Origin of the sequence: Piscinibacter sp. XHJ-5 (assembly GCF_029855045.1) — a bacterium.
In the GTDB taxonomy this organism is placed as follows: Bacteria; Pseudomonadota; Gammaproteobacteria; order Burkholderiales; family Burkholderiaceae_C; genus Albitalea.
Map to the genome: position 1 here is coordinate 1,683,206 of NZ_CP123228.1, position 22,610 is coordinate 1,705,815.

At 69.3% G+C, this 22,610-nt stretch carries 23 protein-coding genes; 11 read left to right on the plus strand and 12 right to left on the minus strand.

All coding sequences use genetic code 11. The features are described from left to right. Nucleotides 1-136: 136 nt before the first annotated feature. Nucleotides 137-2,332: an ATP-binding protein gene (locus P7V53_RS07885; RefSeq protein ID WP_280154933.1), complete on the minus strand. Its 2,196-nt coding sequence runs from the start codon at nt 2,330-2,332 to the stop codon at nt 137-139. 127 nt (nt 2,333-2,459) lie between these two features. Continuing rightward, a complete protein-coding gene (locus P7V53_RS07890) occupies nt 2,460-3,590 on the minus strand; it encodes an ATP-binding protein (RefSeq protein ID WP_280154934.1) in 1,131 nt (376 codons plus the stop codon). 260 nt (nt 3,591-3,850) lie between these two features. Between P7V53_RS07890 and P7V53_RS07895 the strand changes: the two genes are divergently transcribed. From P7V53_RS07895 to P7V53_RS07905, 3 genes are all read left to right on the plus strand, one after another. Beyond that, on the plus strand, nt 3,851-4,345 hold the full coding sequence (locus P7V53_RS07895; protein ID WP_280154935.1) for a BON domain-containing protein: 495 nt from the start codon (nt 3,851-3,853) through the stop codon (nt 4,343-4,345). A gap of 87 nt (nt 4,346-4,432) precedes the next feature. Continuing rightward, nucleotides 4,433-6,316, plus strand: coding sequence for an ABC transporter ATP-binding protein (locus P7V53_RS07900; RefSeq protein ID WP_280154936.1), 1,884 nt, complete (start codon nt 4,433-4,435; stop codon nt 6,314-6,316). Between the two features lie 63 nt (nt 6,317-6,379). Next, nucleotides 6,380-8,311 carry an ATP-binding protein gene (locus P7V53_RS07905; RefSeq protein ID WP_280154937.1) on the plus strand — a complete coding sequence of 644 codons (1,932 nt, stop codon included), beginning with the start codon at nt 6,380-6,382 and terminating at the stop codon, nt 8,309-8,311. 1 nt (nt 8,312) lies between these two features. Here the strand turns inward: P7V53_RS07905 and P7V53_RS07910 are convergent, their stop codons facing one another. Both P7V53_RS07910 and P7V53_RS07915 read right to left on the minus strand, forming a co-directional pair. Further along, the gene (locus P7V53_RS07910; protein ID WP_280154938.1) at nt 8,313-8,876 is read right to left on the minus strand and encodes a GNAT family N-acetyltransferase; all 564 of its coding nucleotides are present in this window, start codon (nt 8,874-8,876) and stop codon (nt 8,313-8,315) included. A 4-nt stretch (nt 8,877-8,880) separates the two neighbouring features. Next, complete coding sequence (locus P7V53_RS07915) at nt 8,881-9,522, minus strand: DsbA family protein (protein ID WP_280154939.1); 642 nt, start codon at nt 9,520-9,522, stop codon at nt 8,881-8,883. A 99-nt stretch (nt 9,523-9,621) separates the two neighbouring features. Here P7V53_RS07915 and P7V53_RS07920 point away from each other — a divergent pair, with 99 nt between their 5' ends. Beyond that, a complete protein-coding gene (locus P7V53_RS07920; RefSeq protein ID WP_280154941.1) occupies nt 9,622-10,368 on the plus strand; it encodes a hypothetical protein in 747 nt (248 codons plus the stop codon). Nucleotides 10,369-10,393: 25 nt separating this feature from the next. On the opposite strand, the gene P7V53_RS07925 is transcribed toward P7V53_RS07920, so the two are convergent. The 3 genes from P7V53_RS07925 to P7V53_RS07935 form a co-directional block, all read right to left on the minus strand. Beyond that, a complete protein-coding gene (locus tag P7V53_RS07925) occupies nt 10,394-10,843 on the minus strand; it encodes a hypothetical protein (protein ID WP_280154942.1) in 450 nt (149 codons plus the stop codon). Between the two features lie 75 nt (nt 10,844-10,918). After that, on the minus strand, nt 10,919-12,343 hold the full coding sequence (locus P7V53_RS07930; protein WP_280154943.1) for a PLP-dependent aminotransferase family protein: 1,425 nt from the start codon (nt 12,341-12,343) through the stop codon (nt 10,919-10,921). Next, nucleotides 12,343-12,927, minus strand: a complete 585-nt coding sequence (locus P7V53_RS07935; RefSeq protein ID WP_280154944.1) for a LysE family translocator — start codon at nt 12,925-12,927, stop codon at nt 12,343-12,345. The genes P7V53_RS07930 and P7V53_RS07935 overlap by 1 nt, the downstream gene beginning before the upstream one ends. Nucleotides 12,928-13,090: 163 nt before the next feature. On the opposite strand from P7V53_RS07935, the gene P7V53_RS07940 reads away from it, so the two are divergent. Then, nucleotides 13,091-13,711, plus strand: a complete 621-nt coding sequence (locus P7V53_RS07940) for a glutathione S-transferase (RefSeq protein ID WP_280154945.1) — start codon at nt 13,091-13,093, stop codon at nt 13,709-13,711. Between the two features lie 28 nt (nt 13,712-13,739). On the opposite strand, the gene P7V53_RS07945 is transcribed toward P7V53_RS07940, so the two are convergent. Continuing rightward, nucleotides 13,740-15,158 (minus strand): saccharopine dehydrogenase NADP-binding domain-containing protein, encoded by a 1,419-nt coding sequence (locus P7V53_RS07945; RefSeq protein ID WP_280154946.1) that lies wholly within the window; start codon nt 15,156-15,158, stop codon nt 13,740-13,742. Between the two features lie 151 nt (nt 15,159-15,309). Next, on the minus strand, nt 15,310-15,864 hold the full coding sequence (locus P7V53_RS07950; RefSeq protein WP_280154947.1) for a DUF1415 domain-containing protein: 555 nt from the start codon (nt 15,862-15,864) through the stop codon (nt 15,310-15,312). A 197-nt stretch (nt 15,865-16,061) separates the two neighbouring features. On the opposite strand from P7V53_RS07950, the gene P7V53_RS07955 reads away from it, so the two are divergent. Beyond that, nucleotides 16,062-16,283, plus strand: a complete 222-nt coding sequence (locus tag P7V53_RS07955; protein ID WP_280154948.1) for a hypothetical protein — start codon at nt 16,062-16,064, stop codon at nt 16,281-16,283. 100 nt (nt 16,284-16,383) lie between these two features. Next, nucleotides 16,384-17,262, plus strand: a complete 879-nt coding sequence (locus P7V53_RS07960; protein ID WP_280154949.1) for an alpha/beta fold hydrolase — start codon at nt 16,384-16,386, stop codon at nt 17,260-17,262. Here the strand turns inward: P7V53_RS07960 and P7V53_RS07965 are convergent, their stop codons facing one another. Beyond that, nucleotides 17,263-17,871: a PEP-CTERM sorting domain-containing protein gene (locus tag P7V53_RS07965; protein ID WP_280154950.1), complete on the minus strand. Its 609-nt coding sequence runs from the start codon at nt 17,869-17,871 to the stop codon at nt 17,263-17,265. 391 nt (nt 17,872-18,262) lie between these two features. Here P7V53_RS07965 and minC point away from each other — a divergent pair, with 391 nt between their 5' ends. The 4 genes from minC to P7V53_RS07985 are packed head-to-tail and all read left to right on the plus strand — an operon-like array spanning nt 18,263 to nt 20,914. Beyond that, nucleotides 18,263-19,000, plus strand: a complete 738-nt coding sequence (minC, locus tag P7V53_RS07970; protein ID WP_280154951.1) for a septum site-determining protein MinC — start codon at nt 18,263-18,265, stop codon at nt 18,998-19,000. A 13-nt stretch (nt 19,001-19,013) separates the two neighbouring features. Further along, nucleotides 19,014-19,832 (plus strand): septum site-determining protein MinD, encoded by an 819-nt coding sequence (gene minD, locus P7V53_RS07975; protein WP_280154952.1) that lies wholly within the window; start codon nt 19,014-19,016, stop codon nt 19,830-19,832. 5 nt (nt 19,833-19,837) lie between these two features. Next, nucleotides 19,838-20,098 (plus strand): cell division topological specificity factor MinE, encoded by a 261-nt coding sequence (minE, locus tag P7V53_RS07980; protein WP_280154953.1) that lies wholly within the window; start codon nt 19,838-19,840, stop codon nt 20,096-20,098. Nucleotides 20,099-20,152: 54 nt separating this feature from the next. Beyond that, on the plus strand, nt 20,153-20,914 hold the full coding sequence (locus tag P7V53_RS07985) for a hypothetical protein (protein WP_280154954.1): 762 nt from the start codon (nt 20,153-20,155) through the stop codon (nt 20,912-20,914). Nucleotides 20,915-20,926: 12 nt separating this feature from the next. On the opposite strand, the gene P7V53_RS07990 is transcribed toward P7V53_RS07985, so the two are convergent. After that, nucleotides 20,927-21,325, minus strand: coding sequence for a DUF488 family protein (locus P7V53_RS07990; protein WP_280154955.1), 399 nt, complete (start codon nt 21,323-21,325; stop codon nt 20,927-20,929). 43 nt (nt 21,326-21,368) lie between these two features. Beyond that, complete coding sequence (locus P7V53_RS07995) at nt 21,369-22,565, minus strand: beta/gamma crystallin-related protein (protein ID WP_280154956.1); 1,197 nt, start codon at nt 22,563-22,565, stop codon at nt 21,369-21,371. Nucleotides 22,566-22,610 lie beyond the last annotated feature (45 nt).

Genomic DNA, 22,610 nt, shown 5'->3' on the forward strand with positions numbered 1-22,610 from the left:
GACTCCTCGTCGCCTTGGAGCAGGCTCGTTCACTATAGACCTGCGCCTCCCCAGGCGGGTCGGGTCCTACCCTGGGAGACCTCGATCATGGAAGCCCTTTCCCGGATGGCCGCCGCTCATGGCCGGGTCGGGTCGCCTACGAGTGCGTGTCCTTCTCGCGGTAGCGCTCGATGAGCTCGAGGATGGCGCGCGACTCGAATCGGCTGGCGAGCCTCTGCAGGCGGTCGGCGAAGGGCGTGTACCGCGCGTCCCTGGCCCGCAGCTGCTGGGCGTGCTCGCGAATGGTTCGCATGTTGCCGATGCGGGCGAGCCGGTACAGCTCCTCGAGCTCGTCGGCCGGCGGCGGCACCATGGCTACATCGTCTTCCGCCGCACCCGTGGCGGCCGGCACGGCCGCGGCCGCATGTCGCCAGCTGAGCTTGAGCAGGCGCCCGATGTGCCGCAGGAGTTCCGCGAAATCGATCGGCTTCACCACAAAGCCATCGGCGCCCGCGTCGATGCTGCGCTCGCGCTCGCGGTCGGCGGCGCCGGCCGACAGCATGACGACGGGCAGCCGTGCGTGCTCGGCGCTGCGACGCAATCGCCTGACGGCCTGCAGCCCGTCGAGCACCGGCATCAGGATGTCCATCAGCACGAGGTCCGGCGCCTCGGCCCGCACCGACTTCAGCGCGGCTTCGCCGTTGTCCGCATCCACGACCTCGAAGCCCAGCGACCGCAGCAGGTCCGCCACCACCGCGCGGTTGCCGGCGACGTCGTCGACCACGAGCACCTTCTTGCGCGGTCCCTCGTAGCCCGTGATCCGGGGCGCGGGTGCGGCCGGTTGCGGCGCCGCCTCGGCCGACGGCAGGTCCACATCGAACCAGAAGCGGCTGCCACGGCCCGGCTCGGACTCGACCTGGATCTCGCTGCCCATGCGTCGCACCAGCTGCCGCGTGATCGCCAGGCCGAGGCCGGCGCCGCCGAATCGGCGCTGCGCCTCGCCGGCCTGCTCGAAGGGCTGGAAGATGTTCTCGAACTGATCGGCGGCAATGCCCACGCCGGTGTCTTCGACGGAGAAGCGAAGCCGCGCATGCGGCCCGCCGTGCTCGACGGGCGCCACCTGCAACGCGACGCCGCCGCGGTCGGTGAACTTCACCGCGTTGTCGAGCAGGTTCAACAACACCTGGCGCAGACGCTTGTCGTCGACACGCACTGCCGGTGGCAGGCCGGGATCGGCATCCAGCGTGAACAGAAGCCCCTTCTGCTCCGCCTTGATCGAGATGGTGTCGGCAATGCCGCGCAGGAATGCCGGCAGGTCGATCAGGTCGCTGAACAGCTCGAGCTTGCCGGCCTCGATGCGCGAAAGGTCGAGGATGTCGTTGATCAGCATGAGCAGGTGCTCGCCGCTTTGCTGGATGGTCGACAGACCGACCGCACCGCGCTCGCTCAGGCTCTTGTCGTGCTGCAGGATCTGCGCATAGCCGAGGATGGCATTGAGGGGCGTGCGCAGCTCGTGGCTCATGCTGGCGAGAAAGGCGCTCTTGGCCTTGTTGGCGACTTCGGCGCGCTCCTTGGCGACCACCAGCTCGGCGGTGCGCTCGCGGATGCGGTCCTCGAGGTGCTCGCGGTGGCGCTTGAGCTCGTCCTCGACCGCGATGCGTCGCCGGATGTCGTCGCTCAGCTGGCGGTTCTTGGACTCCAGCTCGTCGAACAGCGCCTGCAATGACTGGCGCGTGCGCTCGAGGCCCGCCCCCAGGCTGCCCAGCTCGTCGTCGCGCCGCCAGTGGAAGGGCGCATCGAGCTCGCGCCGCGCGAGGCGGTCGGAGTCGACCATCAATCGCTTGATCGGCGCCACCAGTCGCACATTGAGAAGGCCCACGATGAGCAGCACGCTCAGCACGAGCTGCCCGGCGACGGTGAGCATCAGGATGTTGCGCGACTTCGCCATCTCGGCGTCGAACGGCCCGCTGTCGATCTCGACCGTCACGTCGCCGATCAAGGCGCCTTCGCGCAGCACCGTGCGCTTCAGCGTGTATTGCTGTCCGCGCCGGCGTTCGGGGTGCTCGCCCCACAGGAAGATGCCGTAGCGCTCGTCGCGCACGGCCACCTTGACGATGCGCTCATCGCCCAACACCGAGTCGACCAGCGGACGCGCGGCTTCGGGTGTGACGTTCCACAGCGCGTTCTCGACGCCGAGCGAGAGGATGTCGGCGATGCGCGCGTGGTCGGCGGCCAGTCGTGCGTCGGTGGCCTTCTTCTCGTAGTGGAGCATCAGCAGGCTGCCCACCGTGGCCGGAATCAGCAGGCCGATCACCACGGCGAGCACGATGGACAGGCGCAGCTTCAGACGCACGGGGACCGACTCCGGGTGGGGCGGTCCGGCTCCCTGGGCGGTCCGCGCTTCGAGGGTTTGCAGCAATGATGGCATGTGCCGTCTGCGCACCGGCCTCTCGTCAACCCTCGGGGCTGGTGGCCACGCGCTATGCGCGAGGCATCGTGAATGTGAAGGTGGAGCCCTCACCCGGCTGCGACTCCACCGAGATCGTGCCGCCATGGCGCTCGACGATCTTCTTGCAGATGGCCAGACCGATTCCCGTGCCGGGGTACTCGTCTCGGCCGTGCAGGCGCTGGAAGAGCACGAAGATGCGCTCGTGGTACTCGGGTGCGATGCCGATCCCGTTGTCGCGCACCGTGAAGCGCCAGTGTGCGCCCTCCGCCGCGGCCTCGATGCGGACCTGCACCGGCTGCGCGCCATGGAACTTCAGCGCATTGCCGATCAGGTTCTGGAACAGCTGCAGCAGCTGCGTCGAATCGCCCATGACCGTCGGCAGCGGCCCGTGCGTCACCTGCGCTCCGCGCTCGGCGACCGCGATCCGCAGGTTGGCCAGCGCGGTGTCGACGACCTTGGCGGAGTCGGTCGCTTCGAAGGGACGTGCCTTGGTTCCCACGCGCGAGTAGGCCAGCAGGTCGTTGATCAAGGCTTGCATGCGCTTGGCGCCGTCGACCGCGTAGCCGATGAACTCGTCGGCGTCGGCATCGAGCTGACCCTTGTAGCGCTGCGCCACCAGCTGCAGGTAGCTCGCGACCATGCGCAGCGGCTCCTGCATGTCGTGCGAGGCCACGTAGGCAAGCTGCTCGAGCTCGGTGTTGGAGCGCACCAGCGCGGCCTGCGTCTCCTCGCGAATCGCGATCTCACGCTGCAGCTGGGCGTTCTGCTGCGCCAGCTGCCTGCGCAGCCCGTACAGCGTGAGATGGGTGTCGATGCGTGCCAGCACCTCGGCACCGTTGAGCGGCTTGGTGACGTAGTCGACCGCGCCGACCGAGAAGCCGGTCAGCTTGTCGGCGGTGTCGGCGAGCGCGGTCATGAAGATGACCGGGATGTCGCGCGTGAGCTCGCTGGCCTTGAGCCGCCGGCAGGTCTCGAAGCCGTCGACGCCAGGCATCATCACGTCGAGCAGGATGAGATCGGGGCGCACGAACTCGGCGCGCTCGATGCCTTCCTCGCCCCCCTGGGCCACCACCGCGACGTAGCCCTGGCGCTCGAGGTGGCTGGTCAGCACCCCCAGGTTGGCCGGCATGTCGTCGACGATCAGGATGGTCTCCGCGCTCATGGATGCTCCATGCCATCGGTGCGCGCCAGTCTATGTCAAGGGTTCGCACGTAACCAGTATCTGCAAACGCGACGCCAGCGTGGCGTCGGCCGCCGACGCGATCTCGTCCGACACGCGGATGCGACATCGGCCGGGTGCCGTCGCCCGCCCGGGCTCCTAAGGTTGTCGAGGTCTGAGGAAGACGCCGACGGTGTTGGCTTGCCTGGCCGTCGGGCCACCCGCGTCGCCGTTCGCGGCGCGCTTGTTCAAGGAGAGAGAAGATGATGAAGCAAACGATGACGATGACCGCCGTGAGCGTGATGCTGGCCTCGTTGGCGCTGGCCGGGTGCGGCCGCCGCGACGACGCGCACGTCGCGCAGAACGACACCGCCGTCGTGCAGGGTCGGCCGAGCGCGGCCGAGCAGGCCGAGCAGAGTGCCCGCAACGCCGGCGACGCGACTGCCCAGGCGGCGCGCGACGCGGCTGAGGCCACGCGCCAGGCCGCTGCCGAAGCCAAGGACGCCACCAAGGGTGCCGCCGACCAGGCGAGCAACAAGGTCGCCGACGCGCTGATCACCACCTCGGTCAACGCCGAGCTGGCCAAGGACCCGAAGCTCAGCTCGCTGCGCATCAACGTCGACACCGAGGGCGGACGTGTCGCGCTGCGTGGCTCGGCGCCCGACATGGCATCCAAGGAACGTGCCGCGCAGCTCGCGAGCGCCGTCAAGGGCGTGGTGAGCGTCGACAACCAGCTGACGGTCGAAAAACAAGGCTGACGGCGCACCTCCCCCCACGATGAAAGAGCCGGCCCCAGGGCCGGCTCTTGCGTTGTAACCTTGCGGCCCCGCCAGACGGAGCCCCCCGTGTTCAGTGCGTTCGAGAAACTGGTGCATCCCTATCCGGATGCCGCTCCCGCGCCGCCGCCGCGCGGCTTCTTTCCGTTCCTGTGGGCCTGCACCGAGGGCCTGCGCGGCTACCTGCTCGCGATGACGCTGTGCACCGCCCTGATCGGTGCATTCGAGGCGTTGCTCTTCGGCATGCTCGGGCACATCGTCGACTGGCTCGGGCGCGTGCAGCCCGCGCGACTGTGGACCGACGAGGGCGGGACGCTCATGCTGCTGGTGGCGGTGCTCGTCGGCAGCACCCTGCTGGTGGCGCTGCAGTCGACGCTGAAACAGCAGGCCCTCGCCGGCAACTTCCCGATGCGGCTGCGCTGGAATTTCCACAGGCTGCTGCTGTCGCAGAGCCTGGGCTTCTACCAGGACGAATTCGCCGGGCGCATCGCCACCAAGGTCATGCAGACCGCGCTGGCCGTGCGCGAGACCTGGATGATCGTCGCCGAGCTGCTGGTCTTCGTGATCATCTACTTCGTCACGCTGCTGGCGGTGCTGGGCAACTTCGACGCCTGGATGCTCCTTCCCTTCGTCGGCTGGCTCGCGCTGTACGTCGCGGCGCTCTGGTTCTTCGTGCCCCGGCTCGGACGCGTCGCCCAGCAGCAAGCCGATGCGCGCTCGCTGATGACCGGCCGCATCACCGACGCCTACACCAACATCGCCACCGTCAAGCTGTTCTCTCACGCCGGGCGCGAGGCCGGTTACGCGCGCGGCGCGATGCAGGAGTTCCTGACGACGGTGCACGCACAGATGCGCATGGTGACGGGCTTCGAGATCGTCAACCACGCGCTGTCGATGGGGCTGATCCTGTCGACGGCCGGCCTGGCGCTGTGGCTGTGGACGCGGGGCCAGGCGGGCGTCGGCGCGGTCGCGGCGGCCACCGCGATGGCGCTGCGCCTGAACGGCATCTCGCATTGGGTGATGTGGGAAATGGCCTCGCTGTTCGAGCACATCGGCACCGTGCAGGACGGCATCAACACGCTGTCGCGCAGCCTGCACGTCACCGACATCCCGGGCGCGAAGCCGCTCACCGTGCGCCGCGGAGAGATACGCTTCGAACGAGTGAGCTTCTCGTACGGCGGCGAGCGCAGCGTCATCGACGACCTGTCGCTGGCGATCCGACCCGGGGAGAAGATCGGACTGGTGGGTCCGTCGGGCGCGGGCAAGTCGACAGTGGTCAACCTGCTGCTGCGCTTCTACGACGTGCAAGGCGGCCGCGTGCTGATCGACGGCCAGGACGTCTCGCAAGTCACGCAGGACAGTCTGCGCGCCCAGGTCGGCATGGTCACGCAGGACACCTCGCTGCTGCATCGCTCGGTGCGTGAGAACCTGCTCTACGGCCGCCCCGATGCCACCGAGGCCCAGATGGCTGCCGCGGCGCGGCGTGCCGAGGCGCACGAGTTCATCGAAGGGCTGGCCGATCCGAAAGGGCGCCGCGGCTACGACGCGCATGTCGGCGAGAGGGGCGTCAAGCTCTCGGGCGGGCAGCGCCAGCGCATCGCGATCGCGCGGGTGATGCTCAAGGACGCGCCCATCCTGGTGCTCGACGAAGCGACGAGCGCGCTCGATTCGGAGGTCGAGGCGGCCATCCAGGAGAGCCTGTATCGGCTGATGGAGGGCAAGACGGTGGTGGCGATCGCACACCGGCTGTCGACGATTGCCGCGATGGACCGCCTGATCGTGATGGACAAGGGCCGCATCGTCGAGGAAGGCGACCATCGCACATTGCTGGCCCGCCGAGGACTCTACGCGCGGCTGTGGGCGCATCAGAGCGGTGGCTTTCTCGGCGAGCAGGCCGATGACGACGATGAGCTCGATGCGGGCGGGACCCGGGTGCCGCAGCTGCTGCACTGAACCTACACTGAACGGCGTATGAGCCGTACCCCGCCCGCCCGCGAGGCATCTCCGGCGCCTGCCATGGATGCCCCGCAGACGCAGCTCGCGCTTGCGATGGGGCTGGTCGGCATCGCGTTGTGGCGGCGCGATCTCGAGACGCACCGGATGCAATTCAACGCGCACGCCAACGAGGTGCTCGGCCGCCGCGCCGCCGACGGCGAGATGACCGAGCAGCAGATGTGGACGGCGATCCATCCCGACGATCGCCAGGCGGTGGCTCAGGCGGATCAGAAGGCGCTCGCGGGCAGCGAGATGGTCGACGTGGAAGTGCGCTGCCTGGCAGCGGACGGCAGCTACCGTCCGCTGATGACGCGGCGCGTCGCCGAGCGCGACATGCAGGGCCGGGCGGTCGCGCTGATCGGAGTGGCCCTCGACCTCACCGAGCAGCGGCGCACGCAGGAGCGGCTCGCGCTCGCCGAGCAGCGCACCGTGCTCGCCGCCAAGGCGGTCGGCCTCGCGAACTGGGAGCGCGACATGGCCACCGGCGAGGTGTGGTGGGACGCGCAGATGTACCGGCTGCGGGGACTGTGGCCGGATGACCCCCGCCCGCCGCAGCGCCTGCATCTCGAGTGCACGCACCCGGATGACGTCGAGATGGTGCATCGGCGCATCGCGCAGGTCATCGAGCACGACAACGATTTCTTCTTCGAGTTCCGCATCCTGCGTCCCGACGGCGCCGTGCGCTGGCTGGCGACGCGCGGCTCGGTGACGCGCGACGGCGCCGGCCGTGCACTGCGCCTGTTCGGCTTCAACTGGGACATCACCGAGCACAAGCGGGGCGAGGACGTGCGGCGCGAGAAGGCCGCCGCCGAGGAGGCCAGCCGCGCCAAGAGCCAGTTCCTGTCGCGCATGAGCCATGAGCTGCGCACGCCGTTGAACGCGGTGCTGGGCTTCGCGCAGCTGCTGCTCGAGGATGCGACGCAGCCGCTCGCCGGGCGCCAGCGCGAGCGCACCCAGCACATCCAGGATGCGGGTCGACATCTGCTCGCCCTGATCGACGACGTGCTCGATCTGACCAGCGTGGAGGTGGGCGCCGTGCCGCTGGCAGCACGGCCGGTGGCACTCGCCCCGCTGGTGGACGAGACGCTGCAATGGCTCGCCCCGGCGGCGCAGCGCGCGAACGTGACCCTGTCGGCGGGTGCCGTCGAGGCCACGGTGCAGGGCGACGCGAGGCGGCTGCGCCAGGTGCTCGCCAACCTGCTGTCGAATGCGGTGAAGTACAACCGCCCGGGCGGCCGCGTGGAGGTGTCGGTGTTGGGGTCGGGCGACGCGTCGCGGGTCGGCCTGCGCGTGCGCGACAGCGGCCGCGGTCTCACGCCGGTCCAGCTCCAGGGGCTGTTCGAGCCTTTCAACCGGCTGGGCGCCGAGCGCGAAGGCATCGAGGGCACCGGCATCGGGCTCACCATCGTGCGCGCGCTCGTCGAAGCCATGGGAGGACGCATCGAGGTCGAGAGCACGCCGGGCAGCGGCACCGAGTTTCGCGTGTGGCTGCCGGCTGCCCGCGACGCCGCCACGCGCGAAACGCCGGTCGCGGCTGCCGTCAGCGCTGGTCCGGTGCCGCTGCGCCCCATCGACCTGCTGTACATCGAGGACAACACCATCAATGTGCTGCTGGTGCAGGAGCTGGTGGCGCTGCGGCCTCACGTGCGGCTGCATGTGGCAGCCTACGGCCGATCCGGCATCGAGCGCGCGCGCGAGCTGCGTCCGCAGGGCGTGCTGATCGATCTGCAGCTGCCCGACATCGACGGCTTCGAGGTGTTGCGGGCGCTGCGCAGCGATCCGTCGCTGAACGGCGTGGTGTGCATCGCCTTGTCGGCCAATGCCATGCCGGAAGACGTCGCACGGGCGCGCAGCAGCGGCTTCGACGACTACTGGACGAAACCGATCGACTTCTCGCAGTTCCTCGGCGGCCTGGATGCGCTGGCGCGGGGAGAGCCCTTGCCGGTGCGTTGAATCACAGGTGCCGCCGCACGATCGGCCGGGTCGGCGAGCGCCGCATCACCTCGCGAAAGCCGGCCGCTTCGAAAGCCGACAGCCGCCCGACGAAGAGCTCGCCCGAATTCAGCTTGCGCGGCGCATCGAGCGGATAGGCCTCGACGCACTTCGCTCCCTGCCGAGCCGCGAACGCGACGGCGCCGTCGATCAGCGCGCGCATCAAACCCTGCCGGCGAAAGCGCTTGGCGACCACGAAGCAGGTGATGGACCACACGGGCAGCTCGTCGACCGGGGCGAGGTTGCGCGAATTCGCCAGGCGAAGATGGTCGCTGCGCGGAGCGATCGCGCACCAGCCGGCAGGCTCGTCGTCGACGTAGGCGACCACGCCGGGCGGATGCGCTGCCGTGCGCACGCGGCGCATGAACCAGCGCTTGTTGCCTTCGCCCCAGCCGCTGCGGAAGTCCGCTCGCGGGCGAGACCAGAAGGCGCACCAGCAATGACTGGCATCCCCGCAATCGGACATCACCGCGGCGATGTCATCCAGCCGCTGCGGCGATGCCGGCTCGATGCGCAGCGCGGCCATGGGATCAGGCGGCCGGCGTGCCGGCCGGCAGCGCGGCGAGCCGTTCGCGCAGCGGCTGCGCCTCGAGGTAGCCATGTGCGACCAGATGCAGCCCGCCAGCGGCCTGGGCGACGAGCGCCGGAAAGCCGCGGATGCCCCAATGCTGCGATTGGGCGAAGTCGGCGCGCGTCGCCTCGCGCAGGCCTTCGGAGTCGAACGCGTCCTCGAAATTGCCGCGCGGCAGGCCCAGCCGCTCGGCAAGGTCGACGAGGACGTCGCGCTGCGTCACATCGCGGCCCTCGGCATAGAAGGCCTGCTGCACGGCCTTGAAGTAACGCCACACGTGCTGTGGCCACAGCGAGCGGACGGTCACCGTCGCGCGGCTGGCACGCTCGGTGTCGTAGATGAAGCCCGGGCGATGCAGCGCGGTGTCCGGGGCGCCTGCGAACGGCTGGCCGCTCGCCTCGTGCACATGCTTCCAGTGGCCGAAGATCTCCTCGGCACGACCGGGCGCGAGCGGTTCGGTGGTGTAGGGGCGCAGCCCGCCCATCACCAGCGCGAGCTGCAGGGGAGCCGCGGTGCCCGGGTCGGCGAGCAGGGCATCGACGGTCTTGCCGAAGCCGTAGCACCACGAGCACATCGGGTCGGCCACGTAGATCAGGTTCATGCGGACATCGTATTCGCGCCGTTTGGGGCCGGCTACACCGGCTATCAGTCAGTTGCAACGTGAAACGTGTGCGTCCTTGCACTGCGACACCATCGCGACGTGAGGGATTTCGAGGATTCCACCTTGTGGCGGATAAGCGCGTTCGAGCGCATCCACCGCGAAACCGGCAGCAGCGGCTTCATGCGGCTGACCGGACCCACGCTGCTGCCGACGACGCTGCTGGCCGACCTGCGCCGGCTCGACGCCGACCCGGCGAGCAGTGACGTGCTCGAGGTCATCGCGGCCTGCGTGCGACACCGGGAGGCGGCGCTGCTGTGCCTGCAGCACGACGAGCTGGTGTGGCCGGTCACGCTGTTCCCCAACGAAGGCCTGTACCACTCGCCGCGCGATCTGGCGCAGGGCTCGCTCACCGGTTTGGGGTCGCTGCGGCTGCTGACCGCCGAGCCCCCCGGCGTTCGACCGCCGGGACACTGGATGCACGACCGGGTAGCGCAGGCCGAGCACTACCGGCCGCTGTCGCCGCTGCTGTGGTCGCTGGCGCTCAACGGGCCGCGTCGCACGCTGCTGGCGGACATCGCCGGGACCGCCGCCTACCGGCTGGTCGTCGGAGCGAATGGACAGCGGCCCACTGCGCCCGGCGCGCTGGGGTCGGCGCTGGAGCGCTTGCAGCGCGACTCCGTGACCTTGCGCGAGATCGCGCAGTGGCCCGGCATGAGCACCGAGCGGGCCAGCCGGCTTCTCAATGGCCTGTACCTGGGCGGCAGCCTGCTCATTTCACGGGCACATCGCCCGGGCCGCGACGCGGACGAGGCGCGCGGCTGGTTCGGACGGCGCAAGCGGCGCTAGCCGCCGCGATCCCGCGACCGCGACGTCAGCGCGCGGCGTGCAGCGGCTCGTCGACCTCGTCGGGCAGCACGATGTCGACATTCCCGGCCAGCCGGGCCTGCCGTTCGCGCCGGGCCTCTGCCAGGTGCGAACGTGCCTCGGCGAGGCTCTCGGCGATGCGGCGGGACTCGCTCTCTTCCTGGTCGAGCTCGCGGGACGGGGCGCACACGAAGCCGCTCGCCTTCCACCAGACATAGACCACCGTGCCGGGCGACAGCTGCTGGTCGGGCTGGGAAAACTTCATCTCCACCGGTCCGAGCGGCGACTCCAGGCAGATCATTCCCTTGTCGTTGACGACCGTCTCGTGGCGCTCGTTGCGCACGGCTTCGAACAAGCCGGGAACGATGGGCGTCTCGGGCCAGGACAGGATGCGGTTCATGGGGTCCTCTCTGAGCTCGTGCTTCAGCACTTGTGCGCTCACGATATCGGAGCCCATGAGCCGATCGGCCCATGCCTTACCGAGCGTTACCGCGCTTGCAACGCCCGCACGTGCGGCGCATTGACACGGCGGCTACAGCAGCCGTAGGCGTTCCAGGGCCCCGTGCGCCGCCGACAGCCGCTGCTGCAGGTACTCGCACAGGCGTCGGTGCTGGCTGAACACCACGTTGAATCGCAGATGCGGATCAGCCGCGCCCGAAGCGGCGAAGGCGGCGCCGCGCGCCAGCAGGAGGCCGTTGCGATAGGCGTCCTTGACCAGCACGTCGACGTCGACGCCGCGCGGCACCGCCCCCCACAGGAAGAGACCGCCTTCGCCGGGATGGTCGAGCAGGATGCCGGCCTGGCGCAGGCTGCGCGAGGCTTCGCCGCGCGCGGTGGCGAGCTTCTGCTGCAGGCGGTCGAGGTGCTTGCGGAAGCGGCCGCTGGCCAGCAGCTCGAGCAGCACGAATTCGTTCAGCGCGCCGGTGGTCAGCACCGAGTGGATCTTGGCCCGCAGCAGCGGCTTGAGCAGCGCGGCGTCGGCGGCCACGTAGCCCATTCGCAGCGCGGGGCTGAGCGCCTTGCAGAAGCTCGAGAAGTAGATGACCTGGCGAAGCTCGGCCAACTGCGCCAGCCGCGTCGGCGAGCCGGGATGGAAATGGCCGTGAACGTCGTCTTCGGCGATCAGCAGCCCATGGCGCTCGGCCAGCAGCAGGACCCGGTGCAGGTTGGCCGCGCTGCTGCTCCATCCGGTGGGGTTGTGCAGCACGCTCTGGACGAACAGCAGCCGCGGCCGATGCTCGGCGCACGCGGCTTCGAGCTGGTCGAGATCGAGCCCGTCGGGGCGCCGCCGGATGGCGACCAGGCGGGCGCCGGCCTCGCGGAGCCGGTCGAACAGCAGGAAATAGCCCGGGTCCTCCACCAGCACGGTGTCGCCCGGCTGCACGAAGCAGCGGCAGATCATGTCGATCGCATGCGTGCTGCCGCAGGTGGTGAGCACGCGGCTGGCGTCGACCGCGATGCCCTGGCCGCGCATCAGCATCGCGATGCGCTCGCGCAGCTCTGGCAGGCCCTGCGGCGGGCAGCGCGAGGCCATGCCGCCCGCGCTGTGGGCCAGCGCCCGCTGCACCACCGTGGCCGGGATCGCGTCTTCGAGCCACGACAACGGCAGCGCGCCGCTGCTGGCCGGCAGCATGCCGGCGGGCAGGTCGTTGTTCTGCTGCACCAGCCACACCGCGTCCTGCTCCTCGCCCGCGGCCAGTGCGTCGGTCGGCATGGCGGTGCCCGTTTCGCGCACGAAGAAGCCGGCGGTGCCGCGCGAGTCGATCACGGCGGCGGCGACCAACCGGTCGTAGGCGGTGACAACGGTGTTGGGGCTGACGCCGAGCTGCGCCGCGAGGGCACGGATCGACGGCAGCCGGGCGCCTGGCGAAAGCTGGCCGGCCTCGACCAGCGCTCGCAGGCGGGTCTCGATCTGGTCGGCCAGCGGCAGGGCCGAAGTGCGGTCGATGGCGAACATCAGACGAGGAGCGTCACGGCGAGGATCAGCAGCGAGACGGCCATGATGACATTGAAGCCGCGCCGCCGCCGCGCATCGGTGAGCCAGCGGCTGATCGCGACACCGAAGAGCGCCCACATCGAGACGCAGGGCAGGTTGATCGCGATGCTGACGGCCGTGACCAGCAGCGCGCCGCTCACCACGTCCAGTCCGGCCGGCATGAACACCGCGGCCAGCGTGATGGCCTTGATCCATCCCTTGGGGTTGACCATCTGGAACGCCAGCGCCTGCACGAACGAAAGCGGCCGCTGCAGCTCGGCGCCACCCACCGCGCTGCCCGCCAGCTTCCACGCGATCCACACGAGCCAGAGCGCGCCGGCGACCCGCAGCGCATCGTGCAGCACTGGAATGCGCAGGAACAGCGCGCCCAACCCCAGGCAGGTGAGGAAGATCTGCGGCCCGTGCCCGGCCGCGATGCCCAGGATGTGGGGCAGCGTGCGCCGGTAGCCGAAGTTCGCGCCCGAGGCGGTCAACATCACGTTGTTGGGTCCCGGTGTGCTCGACATCAGGAACGAGTAGGTGAGCAGCGGCAGCAGTTCGGTCATTCGAGCTCCGGGCAGGCGATGGCGATGACGACAGGCTAGGCGGCAGCGGCGCGGCACGGAAGCCACAGCGGGGCCGGAGGTGGTGCGCACTGTGTCAATGCGGCCACCGGCACAGTCCGCGCGGCGACTGGTCGTGCTACGTTGGCGGCGGAGGTGACAGCAGATGCTGAAGATCTGGGGGCGGCTCAGCTCGCTCAACGTGCAGAAGGTGGTGTGGTGCGCCAACGAGCTCGGCGTGCCGTACGAGCGAATCGATGCCGGCCGGCAGTTCGGCATCGTCGGCACGCCGGCCTACGAGCGACTCAATCCGAACCGGCTGGTGCCGGTGATCGAGGACGACGGCCTGGTGCTGTGGGAATCGAACGCGATCGTGCGCTACCTGTGCGCCAGGCACGCGCAGGGATCGCTGTACCCAGAGCCGCTGGCCGCGCGCGCGGACGCCGATCGCTGGATGGACTGGCAGGCCACCGAGCTGTCGCCCGCGATGAGCAAGGCCTTCGTCCAGCTGATCCGCACTGCCGAACCTGAGCGCGACATGGCGCTGGCCGAGGCGTCGGTGCAGGCCGCGCGTCCGCTGATGCGCATCCTCGACCGGCACCTGGCCGATCGTGAGTTCGTCTGCGGCGAGCGCATCACGATGGCGGACATCCCGCTGGGGTGTGCGGTGCATCGCTGGTTCGGGCTGCCGATCGAGCACGGGACGCTGAGCGCCGCGCGTCGCTGGCATGCGTCGCTGATGAAGCGGCAGGGGACGAACGGGGTTCTGACCCTGCCGCTGGAGTGAGGTCGATGCGGCGGAAAGCCGCTGACCCTCACACCACCCGGAAGTTCTTGAACTGCCAAGGATCCTCGCGATCGAGGTCCTCCTCGAACAGCCACTCGCGCCCGGCGAGCGGGGTCCAGTCCGTATAGACGCCGACCACGTCGCCGAGGTACGGCTTGATCATCCGCAGCATCTCGTCGTGCGGCAGGTCGTCCGGCTCGACCACGCTGCACGAGGGATTCTTCAGCGCCCAGACGACGCCGGCCATCACCGGCGCAGTGACCTGCAGGCTGGTGGCGCTGTTGTGCGGGCACAGCTGGCGCGCCTTGGCGATGGTGAGCTGCGAGCCGTACCAGTACGCGCCGCGGGCGTGCCCCATCAGCAGCACGCCGAGCTCGTCCATGCCTTCGACGATGTCGTCTTTCAGCACGCGGTGCTCGGTCTGCGCATGCCAGTTGAGGCCGGTGAGCTCGTGCATCGACAGCACGGCGTCGTCGCACGGGTGGTACGAGTAGTGCACGGTGGGCCGGTAGCGCGGATTCGCCGGGTCGCCGACGGTCAGGTGGTCGGCGATCGAGATCGACTCGCCATGCGTGATCAGAAAGCCCTGGATCGGACCGGCCAGCGGTGCCCAGCTGCGCACCCGCGTCGCAGCGCCGGGACGGCGCAGGTAGATGCTGGCCAGCGAGCCCTTCTCGTGGCGTGCGCCGTCCGGCGGGAAGTGACGTTCGTGCGTGCCCCAGCCCAGCTCGGCCGGCTGCAGCCCTTCGCTGATGAAGCCGTCGCACGACCAGGTGTTGACGAATTCGCCGGGCTCCTTGCGCCGCTGGGCGTACTGCGTGTCGCGCTCGGCAATGTGGATCGCGCGCACACCCAGCCGCTGCGCCAGCCGCGCCCAACCGTCGCGATCCGTCGGCGGCTCGGCGGGTGCGCCCGTGTGCTGCGCGATGTCGAGCAGCGCCTGCTTCACGAAGTAGGACACCATGCCCGGATTGGCACCATGCGTGAGGATCGCCGTCGGGGCCTGCCGATCGCGCTCGCGCAGCGCGAGCGCCTGTTCCCGCAGGGCATAGTTGGTGCGGGCCGCGGGTGGCATCGCGCCGTCGGTGTAAGTGCCGGGCCAGGGCTCGATGCAGGTGTCGAGGTACAGCGCGCCGCGTTCGCGGCACAGCTGCATCAGCGCGGTGCTGCTCACGTCGACCGAGAGGTTCAGCAGGAAGTCGCCCGGACCGAGCCGCGGTTCCAGCAGCTGACGATGGTTGTCCGGCGTGAGCGGCGCGATGAAGTGCGGCACGCCCAGTTCATCGGCCACCTCCAGGCCCTTGGCGGTCGGCTTCACGACCAGGATCTGCTCGGGCCGCATGTCGATGTGGCGCAGCAGCAGCGGCAAGGTGCCTTGGCCGATGCTGCCGAAGCCAAGCATCACCAGCCGTCCGTCGAATCGAAGCTCCTTGCGCCACTCGCCCATCGGTCGCTTGTTTCCTTTGACTCAGGAGGGACCTTGCCCCGGAAACGGCAAGCGGCATGCCCGAACTCGCCCGAGAGCGGCATCCATCCGTCGCGCTGCTGCGTAAGTGCCAGCAGACGAGGGTCACGACATGACGAGCATCGAGCCTGCGCTATCTCTTGCACTGCGCCTGCAATGCGGCGAACCCGGCAGCGCCCAGCGCCTGCAGCGTGCGCATGTTCTCTTCATAGATCGCCTCCGGTCGCGGGAAGGCAGCCACTGCGCGGCTGATGCTCTCTTCGCGCAGCAGGTGCAGCGTCGGATACGGCGATCGATTCGTGGCGTTCGTCACATCGTCTTCAGTCGTGCCGGCAAATCGGTAGTGCGGGTGAAAGCTGGCGACCTGCAGCACGCCGTCCAGGCGCAGGGCCCGCACGGCGGCGTCGGCGGCATCGAGGAAGTCGTTGAAGTCGTCGAAATCGGCCAGCACCCGGGGATGGATCAGCAGCGTGGTGTCCACCTTGTCGGCCGGCGCGTCGGCGAGCGCGGTGAGCTCGTCGCACAGCGTCGCCAAGAGGGCGTCGGGATCGGCTGCGTCGCTCACGACGTACCGCACCTGCCCCTTGACATGCACAGCCTTGGCGAAGGGGCAGAGGTTCAGCCCGATGACGACGCGCTCGACCCAGGCGCGGGTGTGGGCGATGACTCGGTCGGCGTCGGCGTGCATGCCCCGCATTGTGGCCGCTGTGGCGTGCAGCCTCCTGCATTCGCGGGGTTCACGTCCTGTCGTGTCAGAACAATTCGTACAGCAAGTATGGGTGTCGTCTTGCAGCACTCGACGGCGGCCGTCCATGGCGGGGGCTGCCGGGCACGCCTAGGCTTGTATCAAGCGATGCCCTGAGCGACATCCGAAGGAGTAGAAGGATGAACAAGTCATCGATGCCCTTGAACGACGGCCCCGTGTACGAGCTGCGATTCCAGTCGCTGTTCGACGAAGGCCGCGCCTATGCCTTCCCCTGTGACGCCCATGGCCGCGTCGACATGGACTCGCTGAGCGAGCGCGCGCGGCAGAACTACCTCTACGCCCGCGCGGTGATCGGCCGCGAGGTCGCGATGCCGGCCGTCAGGCCGCGCGCCCTGCATTGAGATGACCATGTGGCGCCGCCTCGTTCAAGGGGGAGCGGCGTCTTCACCCTCGGTTCACGGGGTGCACGCCGGTGGCAGCGGGTGCCACAGTGAAGCCACCATGCAGGCGCACAAGCCGTCCTTGCCGACCTGGTGGCCAAAGCGCTTCAACCTTCGCGCACGCGGCACTGCCGCCGCCCTGGCCGCCCTGCTGAGTTGCGTGGGCCTGGAAGCCCAGCAGCGCAAGTGGATCTTTCAGGCAGGGCAGCCCAGCGACGAAGCGAGCGAGCAGCAAGGCCTCGATCTGCAGGACCGCTGGATCGAATACACCTCTCAGGAGACCGGCGCGCCGGCCCGGCTGCATGCCTGGTGGCTGGGCCAGCCACGCCACGACGCGCCCGTGATGCTGTACCTGCACGGCGCGCGCTTCGACCTGCGTGGCAGCCTGCACCGCATCCAGGGACTGCATGCCCTCGGCTTCGCAGTGCTGGGCATCGACTACCGAGGCTTCGGCAGAAGCACGCCCGCGCTGCCGTCGGAGCGCATGGCCTGCGAGGACGCGCGAGCCGCCTGGGCGTGGCTCGCGGCCAGCCATGCGGACGCTCGACGCTACATCTACGGCCATTCGCTGGGCGGCGCCATCGCCGTGCACCTGGCGAGCCAGGTCGAGGATTCGGCGGGCCTCATCGTCGAAGGCACCTTCACCTCCATCCCGGAGGTATTCGAAACGATGAAGTGGGGCTGGCTGCCGATCGCCTCGCTGATCACCGAGCGCTTCGACTCGGCGCAGCGCGTTCCGCACGTGCGCTCGCCGCTGCTCGTCGTTCACGGCAGCGAGGACGAGACCATCCACCCCGACCTGGGCCGGGCGCTGTTCGAGCGCGCGACGGTGCCCAAGCGCTTCCTGCTGGTCGAAGGCGGCTCCCACCACGATACGCACGTGGTCGGCCACGCGCAGTACCGGGAAGCGATGCGCGAGCTTTTCGGGCTCGCGGTCTGATCAGCGATTGCGGCGGTTGCGCCAGCCGATGAAGCCGACCATGCCGAGTCCGGCCAGCAGCAGCGCGTAGGTCTGTGGCTCCGGTGCCGGCATCGCGTTGAGGCCGATGACGAAGTCGTCCCAGTCATCGTGGTTGCGGCCGTCGTTGTAGCCCAGCAGGTACTGGAAGCTGCCCTTCGTGGTCTGCACATCCGTGCCCAGCACGACGAACGTGGCGTGGCCGATGGCCGGGCGGCCATTGCCCGCGGAGCCTCCATCGGAGCCGACGAAACGGAAGGACGCCGGCGTGCCCGCATTGAAGGCGCCGCTGGTGATCGAGTCTCCGACGGCGTTGGCCTCGGTGAGGCCGCCCGCGTTGCCGGGGAGCTCGATGCGGTTGGAGTAGGCCGATTCCTGGCCGAGGTAGGTGAGACTGAAGCGGCCGTGCGCGTCGAAGGCGAAGGTGCCGAGCTGCCCGGCGGTGTACGAACCTGCGGCCAGCACCCCGCCATCCGGATTGAACAACTGAGTGAACGTCACCTCCCCCGTGGGGGCGAAGACGAGCTGGGCCGACGAGGCCCCCGCTGCCAGCGCCAGTGCCGAGGCCACCAACGCGCATTTCTTCTTCATGTTCGAGCTCCTGTTAAGACGAACTGTTCGCATGGCCCACCTTGGGCCCGCAGGTCTCGAGGCAATCGGCTTACCGCGCTGCAGCATCGCCCCCGCGTTTGCGGGGTGGGTGCCCCATGCGGTTACAAGCGGTACCCCACCGTGCCCGGGCGAGAGGCCCCCTGGATGCAACCGAACCGGCAGCAGGCGCTCATGCAGGCGTAACAGCGCGCTCACACCTTTAACGCGCTCACCCGGCACTTCTTGCGGGCACTGGTAATTCTTGCGGCGCCTTGGGGCCGCCTGGCGCAGCGGGCCATTCGCGTCGCCTTTTCGGCGTGCGGTTGCCGCCGGTCACCGGCAACCCCCTCGCGGCCGGTACACTCGCGCAGTTTTCGGCACTCGCACCCCAATGGCTGTTGATACCGGCGCGAACGTACTTCCCGTCTTCGATCTGAAGAGTGCCTCCCTGTCCCTCGTGGCCCTGGTCCTCAGGACCACGGATCTCACCGAGCTCGCCGGCGAGCTGGAGCGCCGCTTCGCCGATGCGCCGGGCCTGTTCGACAACGAGCCGGTGGTGATCGATCTCACGCCGGTGGCCGCCGCCGAGCCCGACAGCATCGATTTCGCTGCCCTGATCACGCTGCTGCGCGAACGCCGCATGCTGCCGATCGCCGTGAAGGGCGGCAGCGTCGGGATGCGGGAGGCAGCGCTGGCTGCCGGCCTCAGCGAGGCCCCGGAGACGGCTCCACCCGCTGCTCCGCGCGTCGCGCCCCCCGAGACCGCCGAAGCGGTGCCGCCGGCGCCTCCCGCGTCACCGGCGCTGATCGTCGACAAGCCGCTGCGCTCGGGCCAGCAGGTGTATGCGCGGGGAGGCGACCTCGTCGTGCTGGCCGTCGTGAGCTTCGGCGCCGAGGTCATCGCCGACGGCAGCATCCACGTCTACGCGCCGCTGCGCGGGCGCGCCATCGCAGGCGCCCGCGGCGACAGCGGCGCCCGCATCTTCAGCACCTGCATGGAGCCTCAGCTCGTCTCCATCGCGGGAACCTACCGCACCACCGAGACCGCCTTGCCCGCCGACGTGCAAGGCAAGCCCGCGCAGGTGCGGCTTGCCGGCGAGAAGCTGGTGATCGAAGCATTGAAACTGTGAAAGGACAACCCCGATGGCAGCCAGAATCGTCGTCGTGACCTCCGGCAAGGGAGGCGTTGGCAAGACCACCACCAGCGCGAGTTTCTCGGCGGGGCTCGCGCTCGCCGGGCACAAGGTGGCGGTCATCGACTTCGACGTCGGCCTGCGCAACCTCGACCTGATCATGGGCTGCGAGCGCCGTGTCGTGTATGACCTGATCAATGTCATCCACGAAGAGGCCAACCTGAATCAGGCGCTCATCAAGGACAAGCAGTGCGAGAAGCTGTTCGTGCTGGCTGCTTCGCAGACGCGCGACAAGGATGCGCTGACGCAGGACGGCGTCGAGCGCGTGCTGAAGGAGCTCGGGGAGATGGGCTTCGACTACGTCGTCTGCGACTCGCCGGCCGGCATCGAGACCGGCGCATTGATGGCGATGCACTTCGCCGACGAGGCGCTGATCGTCACCAATCCGGAGGTGTCCTCGGTGCGCGACTCGGACCGCATCCTCGGCATCCTCGCATCGAAGACCAAGCGCGCGATCGAGGGCAAGGAGCCGGTCAAGGAGCACCTGCTGATCACGCGCTACAACCCGAACCGCGTCGAGGGCGGGCAGATGCTGTCCCTCGAGGACATCCAGGAAATCCTGCGCACGCCGCTGATCGGCGTGGTGCCCGAATCCGAGACGGTGCTCGACGCGTCGAACCAGGGCGTGCCGGCCATCCACCTCAAGGGCACCGATGTGTCCGAGGCCTACAAGGACGTCGTCGCGCGTTTCCTCGGCGAGGAGCGGCCGATGCGCTTCGTCGATGCCACGAAGCAGGGCTTCTTCAAGCGCCTGTTCGGCGGGAGGTGAGTCGCATGTCGCTGCTGTCCTTCCTGCTGGGAGAGAAGAAGAAGACCGCGACGGTCGCCAAGGAGCGGCTGCAGATCATCCTGGCGCACGAGCGCAACGACCGCAAGCGCCGGCCCGACTACCTGGCCGCGCTGCAGAAGGAACTGGTGGCGGTCATCTCCAAGTACGTGTCGGTGAATCCCGACGACATCAAGGTGCACCTGGAACGCCAGGACAACCTCGAGGTGCTGGAGGTCAAGATCGAGCTGCCCGAGGCGGCGCGCTGACCGCGGACGCCGGCGCGTCTCGCGAAGGCATACAGTGACCGCACGGTGGCATCGATGACCGTCCCGACCAAGACACCGCTGGGCAACGAGGAACTGCGCAGCCGCACGCATCGGCTGGGGCAGCGCCACCGCACCATCCTGTTCCTGGTCGATGGCCGCCGGTCGCTCGCCGAAGTGCTGAGCCTCGCGCAACAGGCGGGCGCGGCCACCAGCCACTTCGAGGACCTGGTGCGCATGGGACTCGTCGAGGTGCCCGCCGAGCCCGAGCCGCTGCCTGTGCCGGTGGAGGAGCCCGAGGCGCTGCAGCTGACGAGCGTCGAGCTGGTGGTGGCGCCGACGCCCGTCGCCGAACAGGACGCCGTGGCCGAGGGGGCCGAGCCCGCGTCGCCGGCGCCGCGTCCGGCGCCGGTGGTGCTCGAGGACATGGTGTTGCCCGCCGCCTCGACGCCGGTCGCGGAGCCGGGGCGCCCGCCGACCGTGCTTCCCGTGCTCGGCGAGGAGGCCGCCGTTGCCGAGTCGGCGCAGGCCACGTCGCAAGGCGGGGACACCGATGCGCTGCAGCCGGTGCGCGACCTGCTCATCGACACGCTGCGCATCGACGCGCCGCTGTTCAGTGCCCGCATGTTCGTGCGCGTTCGCAACGCACGGAGCACCACCGAGCTGATCGACCTGGTGTGGGAGATCCAGAATCATCTCGCGCGCGCCCGCCATGCGCAGCGCGAGCTGGTGAGCCTGCAGCGCGCGCGCGAGCTGCTCGGGCTGGGCAACACGCTGGTCGCGGACGACGAGTCGCGGCCGCCTTACTGGAATGAATGAGGCCGGCCGGCTTCAGCGAGTGATCGCTGCTCCGCGCTCCTCGAGCAGCGAGCGCAACACCGATCGGTGGCAGCGGGACTCATCCTCGCAGTAGCAGCCGATCGCGAAGTGAGTCTGGTGCGACAGCGCGGCCAGCAGGTCGAGGATCTGGCTGGCCTCGGCCTGCTTCATCTCTGCGCGAAAGCGCTTCACGAAAGACGTCCACTCGCGCTGATCGCCGTCGGCGGCAGCCTGCAGGGCCTGCTTGACCAGCTCGGCACTCGGCGACAACGCCGGCAGCCAGAGATCGTAGAAATCGCGCTTGGCGAATTCGGCCTTGGGCACGCCCCGCGGTGGGCGCCGAACCGTGCCCAGGCGCAGCCCTTCGTGGGCTGCACGCGGCTCGCCGAGTCGAACGATGCGGATGGACATGGGGCGCGATGTTGGCACATCGCGCCCGCAGGCGCACCTGCGCTCAGCGCACGCGCCGCATCGACGAGAGATGCGAGCTCAGGCCGCCGAGGTCGGCGTACGAGCCCGGGCCGACGACCATGCAGCTGCCCGCGTAGCCGGCATCGCTGCACAGCTCCCATTCACCGCCGTGCACCACCATGGAATTGGCGCGGTCGTTGAAGCCGCTGGCCACCAGGTTGGGCACGTCGCCGGCGTACTGCCGGGTCTCGCCGCCGAAGCCGTTCATCGTGAACAGCTGGATCGCACCGCTGTTGTCCCAGCGCCGGCCCACCGGCTCGGGCGAGGCCGGCCGAAGCGACGAGATGACGCGGGTCAGGCCCGCGTCGCGCAGGTGCTCGTAGCGGCCGGGCGCGAACACGCGGCAGTGCCCGGCGAAGTAGGCGTCGCTGCATGCCAGCCAGGTGCCGCCCTCGACGATCATCGACGCCGCCGCGTCGTTGAAGCGCGCGGTCTGCAGGTTCACCAGCGTGTCGGAGACGGCGAGGCTGGGGCCGCGCAGTCCTTCGTCGGCGAAGAGGATCACGCGCGACGCACCCTCGGCGCTTCGCGGGGCGGCACGCCAGCCGCCGCGCATCTCGGCCGGCGCCTCGCTGGTCGGGCGCACCACACGCCCGGACGAGATGCGTCCCGCCATGCCGGGGCCCAGGTCCTGGTAGTGTCCCGGCCCGTACAGACGGCAGTTGCCGCTGTAGTTGATGTCGGTGCACAGCTCCCAGGTGCCGCGCGTCACGACGACGCTGGCGGCGCGGTCGTTGAAGCCGAACTCGCGGAAGTCGGGGTGGTCGCGCTGCATGTCGTGGCTTCGGCCGCCAAAGCCCGCATCAGAGAAGAACTTGATCGCGCCGGTGCCCCAGTCGCGATAGTTTCCGGTGCGGTTGCCGTAGGCACCGACCTCGCGCGCCGACGAGATCCGGTCGTTGAACTTGGCATCGAGCCGGGGGTAGTCGCCCGGCACGAACTCGGCGCAGTGCCCCTTGAACTCGGCGTCGGTGCAGACCACCCAGCGGCCCGAGCGCACCACGAGGCTGGAGGTCTGATCGTTGAAGCCGTAGTTGCTGATGTTCGGCGCATGGCCGCGAAGGGTGAGCTGGTTGCCGCCGAAGTTCGGGTGCTGGAACAGCGTGAGCTCCGCGGCCTGCGCCGCGCCTGCAAGGCCGGCGAGCAACGCCGCCGCCATCGACATCTTGCGGATGTTCATGTCGCTTCCCTTTCGTCTGTCACTGAACGATGGTGCGGCCGCACG

Coding starts and splice junctions, on each gene's coding strand:
- P7V53_RS07890 (WP_280154934.1), bottom strand. CDS start 3,590: ATGAGCGCGGAGACCATCCTGATCGTCGACGACATGCCGGCCAACCTG.
- P7V53_RS07895 (WP_280154935.1), top strand. CDS start 3,851: ATGATGAAGCAAACGATGACGATGACCGCCGTGAGCGTGATGCTGGCC.
- P7V53_RS07905 (WP_280154937.1), top strand. CDS start 6,380: ATGGATGCCCCGCAGACGCAGCTCGCGCTTGCGATGGGGCTGGTCGGC.
- P7V53_RS07910 (WP_280154938.1), bottom strand. CDS start 8,876: ATGGCCGCGCTGCGCATCGAGCCGGCATCGCCGCAGCGGCTGGATGAC.
- P7V53_RS07915 (WP_280154939.1), bottom strand. CDS start 9,522: ATGAACCTGATCTACGTGGCCGACCCGATGTGCTCGTGGTGCTACGGC.
- P7V53_RS07925 (WP_280154942.1), bottom strand. CDS start 10,843: ATGGGCTCCGATATCGTGAGCGCACAAGTGCTGAAGCACGAGCTCAGA.
- P7V53_RS07930 (WP_280154943.1), bottom strand. CDS start 12,343: ATGTTCGCCATCGACCGCACTTCGGCCCTGCCGCTGGCCGACCAGATC.
- P7V53_RS07935 (WP_280154944.1), bottom strand. CDS start 12,927: ATGACCGAACTGCTGCCGCTGCTCACCTACTCGTTCCTGATGTCGAGC.
- P7V53_RS07940 (WP_280154945.1), top strand. CDS start 13,091: ATGCTGAAGATCTGGGGGCGGCTCAGCTCGCTCAACGTGCAGAAGGTG.
- P7V53_RS07945 (WP_280154946.1), bottom strand. CDS start 15,158: ATGGGCGAGTGGCGCAAGGAGCTTCGATTCGACGGACGGCTGGTGATG.
- P7V53_RS07950 (WP_280154947.1), bottom strand. CDS start 15,864: ATGCACGCCGACGCCGACCGAGTCATCGCCCACACCCGCGCCTGGGTC.
- P7V53_RS07955 (WP_280154948.1), top strand. CDS start 16,062: ATGAACAAGTCATCGATGCCCTTGAACGACGGCCCCGTGTACGAGCTG.
- P7V53_RS07960 (WP_280154949.1), top strand. CDS start 16,384: ATGCAGGCGCACAAGCCGTCCTTGCCGACCTGGTGGCCAAAGCGCTTC.
- P7V53_RS07965 (WP_280154950.1), bottom strand. CDS start 17,871: ATGAAGAAGAAATGCGCGTTGGTGGCCTCGGCACTGGCGCTGGCAGCG.
- minC (WP_280154951.1), top strand. CDS start 18,263: ATGGCTGTTGATACCGGCGCGAACGTACTTCCCGTCTTCGATCTGAAG.
- minD (WP_280154952.1), top strand. CDS start 19,014: ATGGCAGCCAGAATCGTCGTCGTGACCTCCGGCAAGGGAGGCGTTGGC.
- minE (WP_280154953.1), top strand. CDS start 19,838: ATGTCGCTGCTGTCCTTCCTGCTGGGAGAGAAGAAGAAGACCGCGACG.
- P7V53_RS07985 (WP_280154954.1), top strand. CDS start 20,153: ATGACCGTCCCGACCAAGACACCGCTGGGCAACGAGGAACTGCGCAGC.
- P7V53_RS07990 (WP_280154955.1), bottom strand. CDS start 21,325: ATGTCCATCCGCATCGTTCGACTCGGCGAGCCGCGTGCAGCCCACGAA.
- P7V53_RS07995 (WP_280154956.1), bottom strand. CDS start 22,565: ATGAACATCCGCAAGATGTCGATGGCGGCGGCGTTGCTCGCCGGCCTT.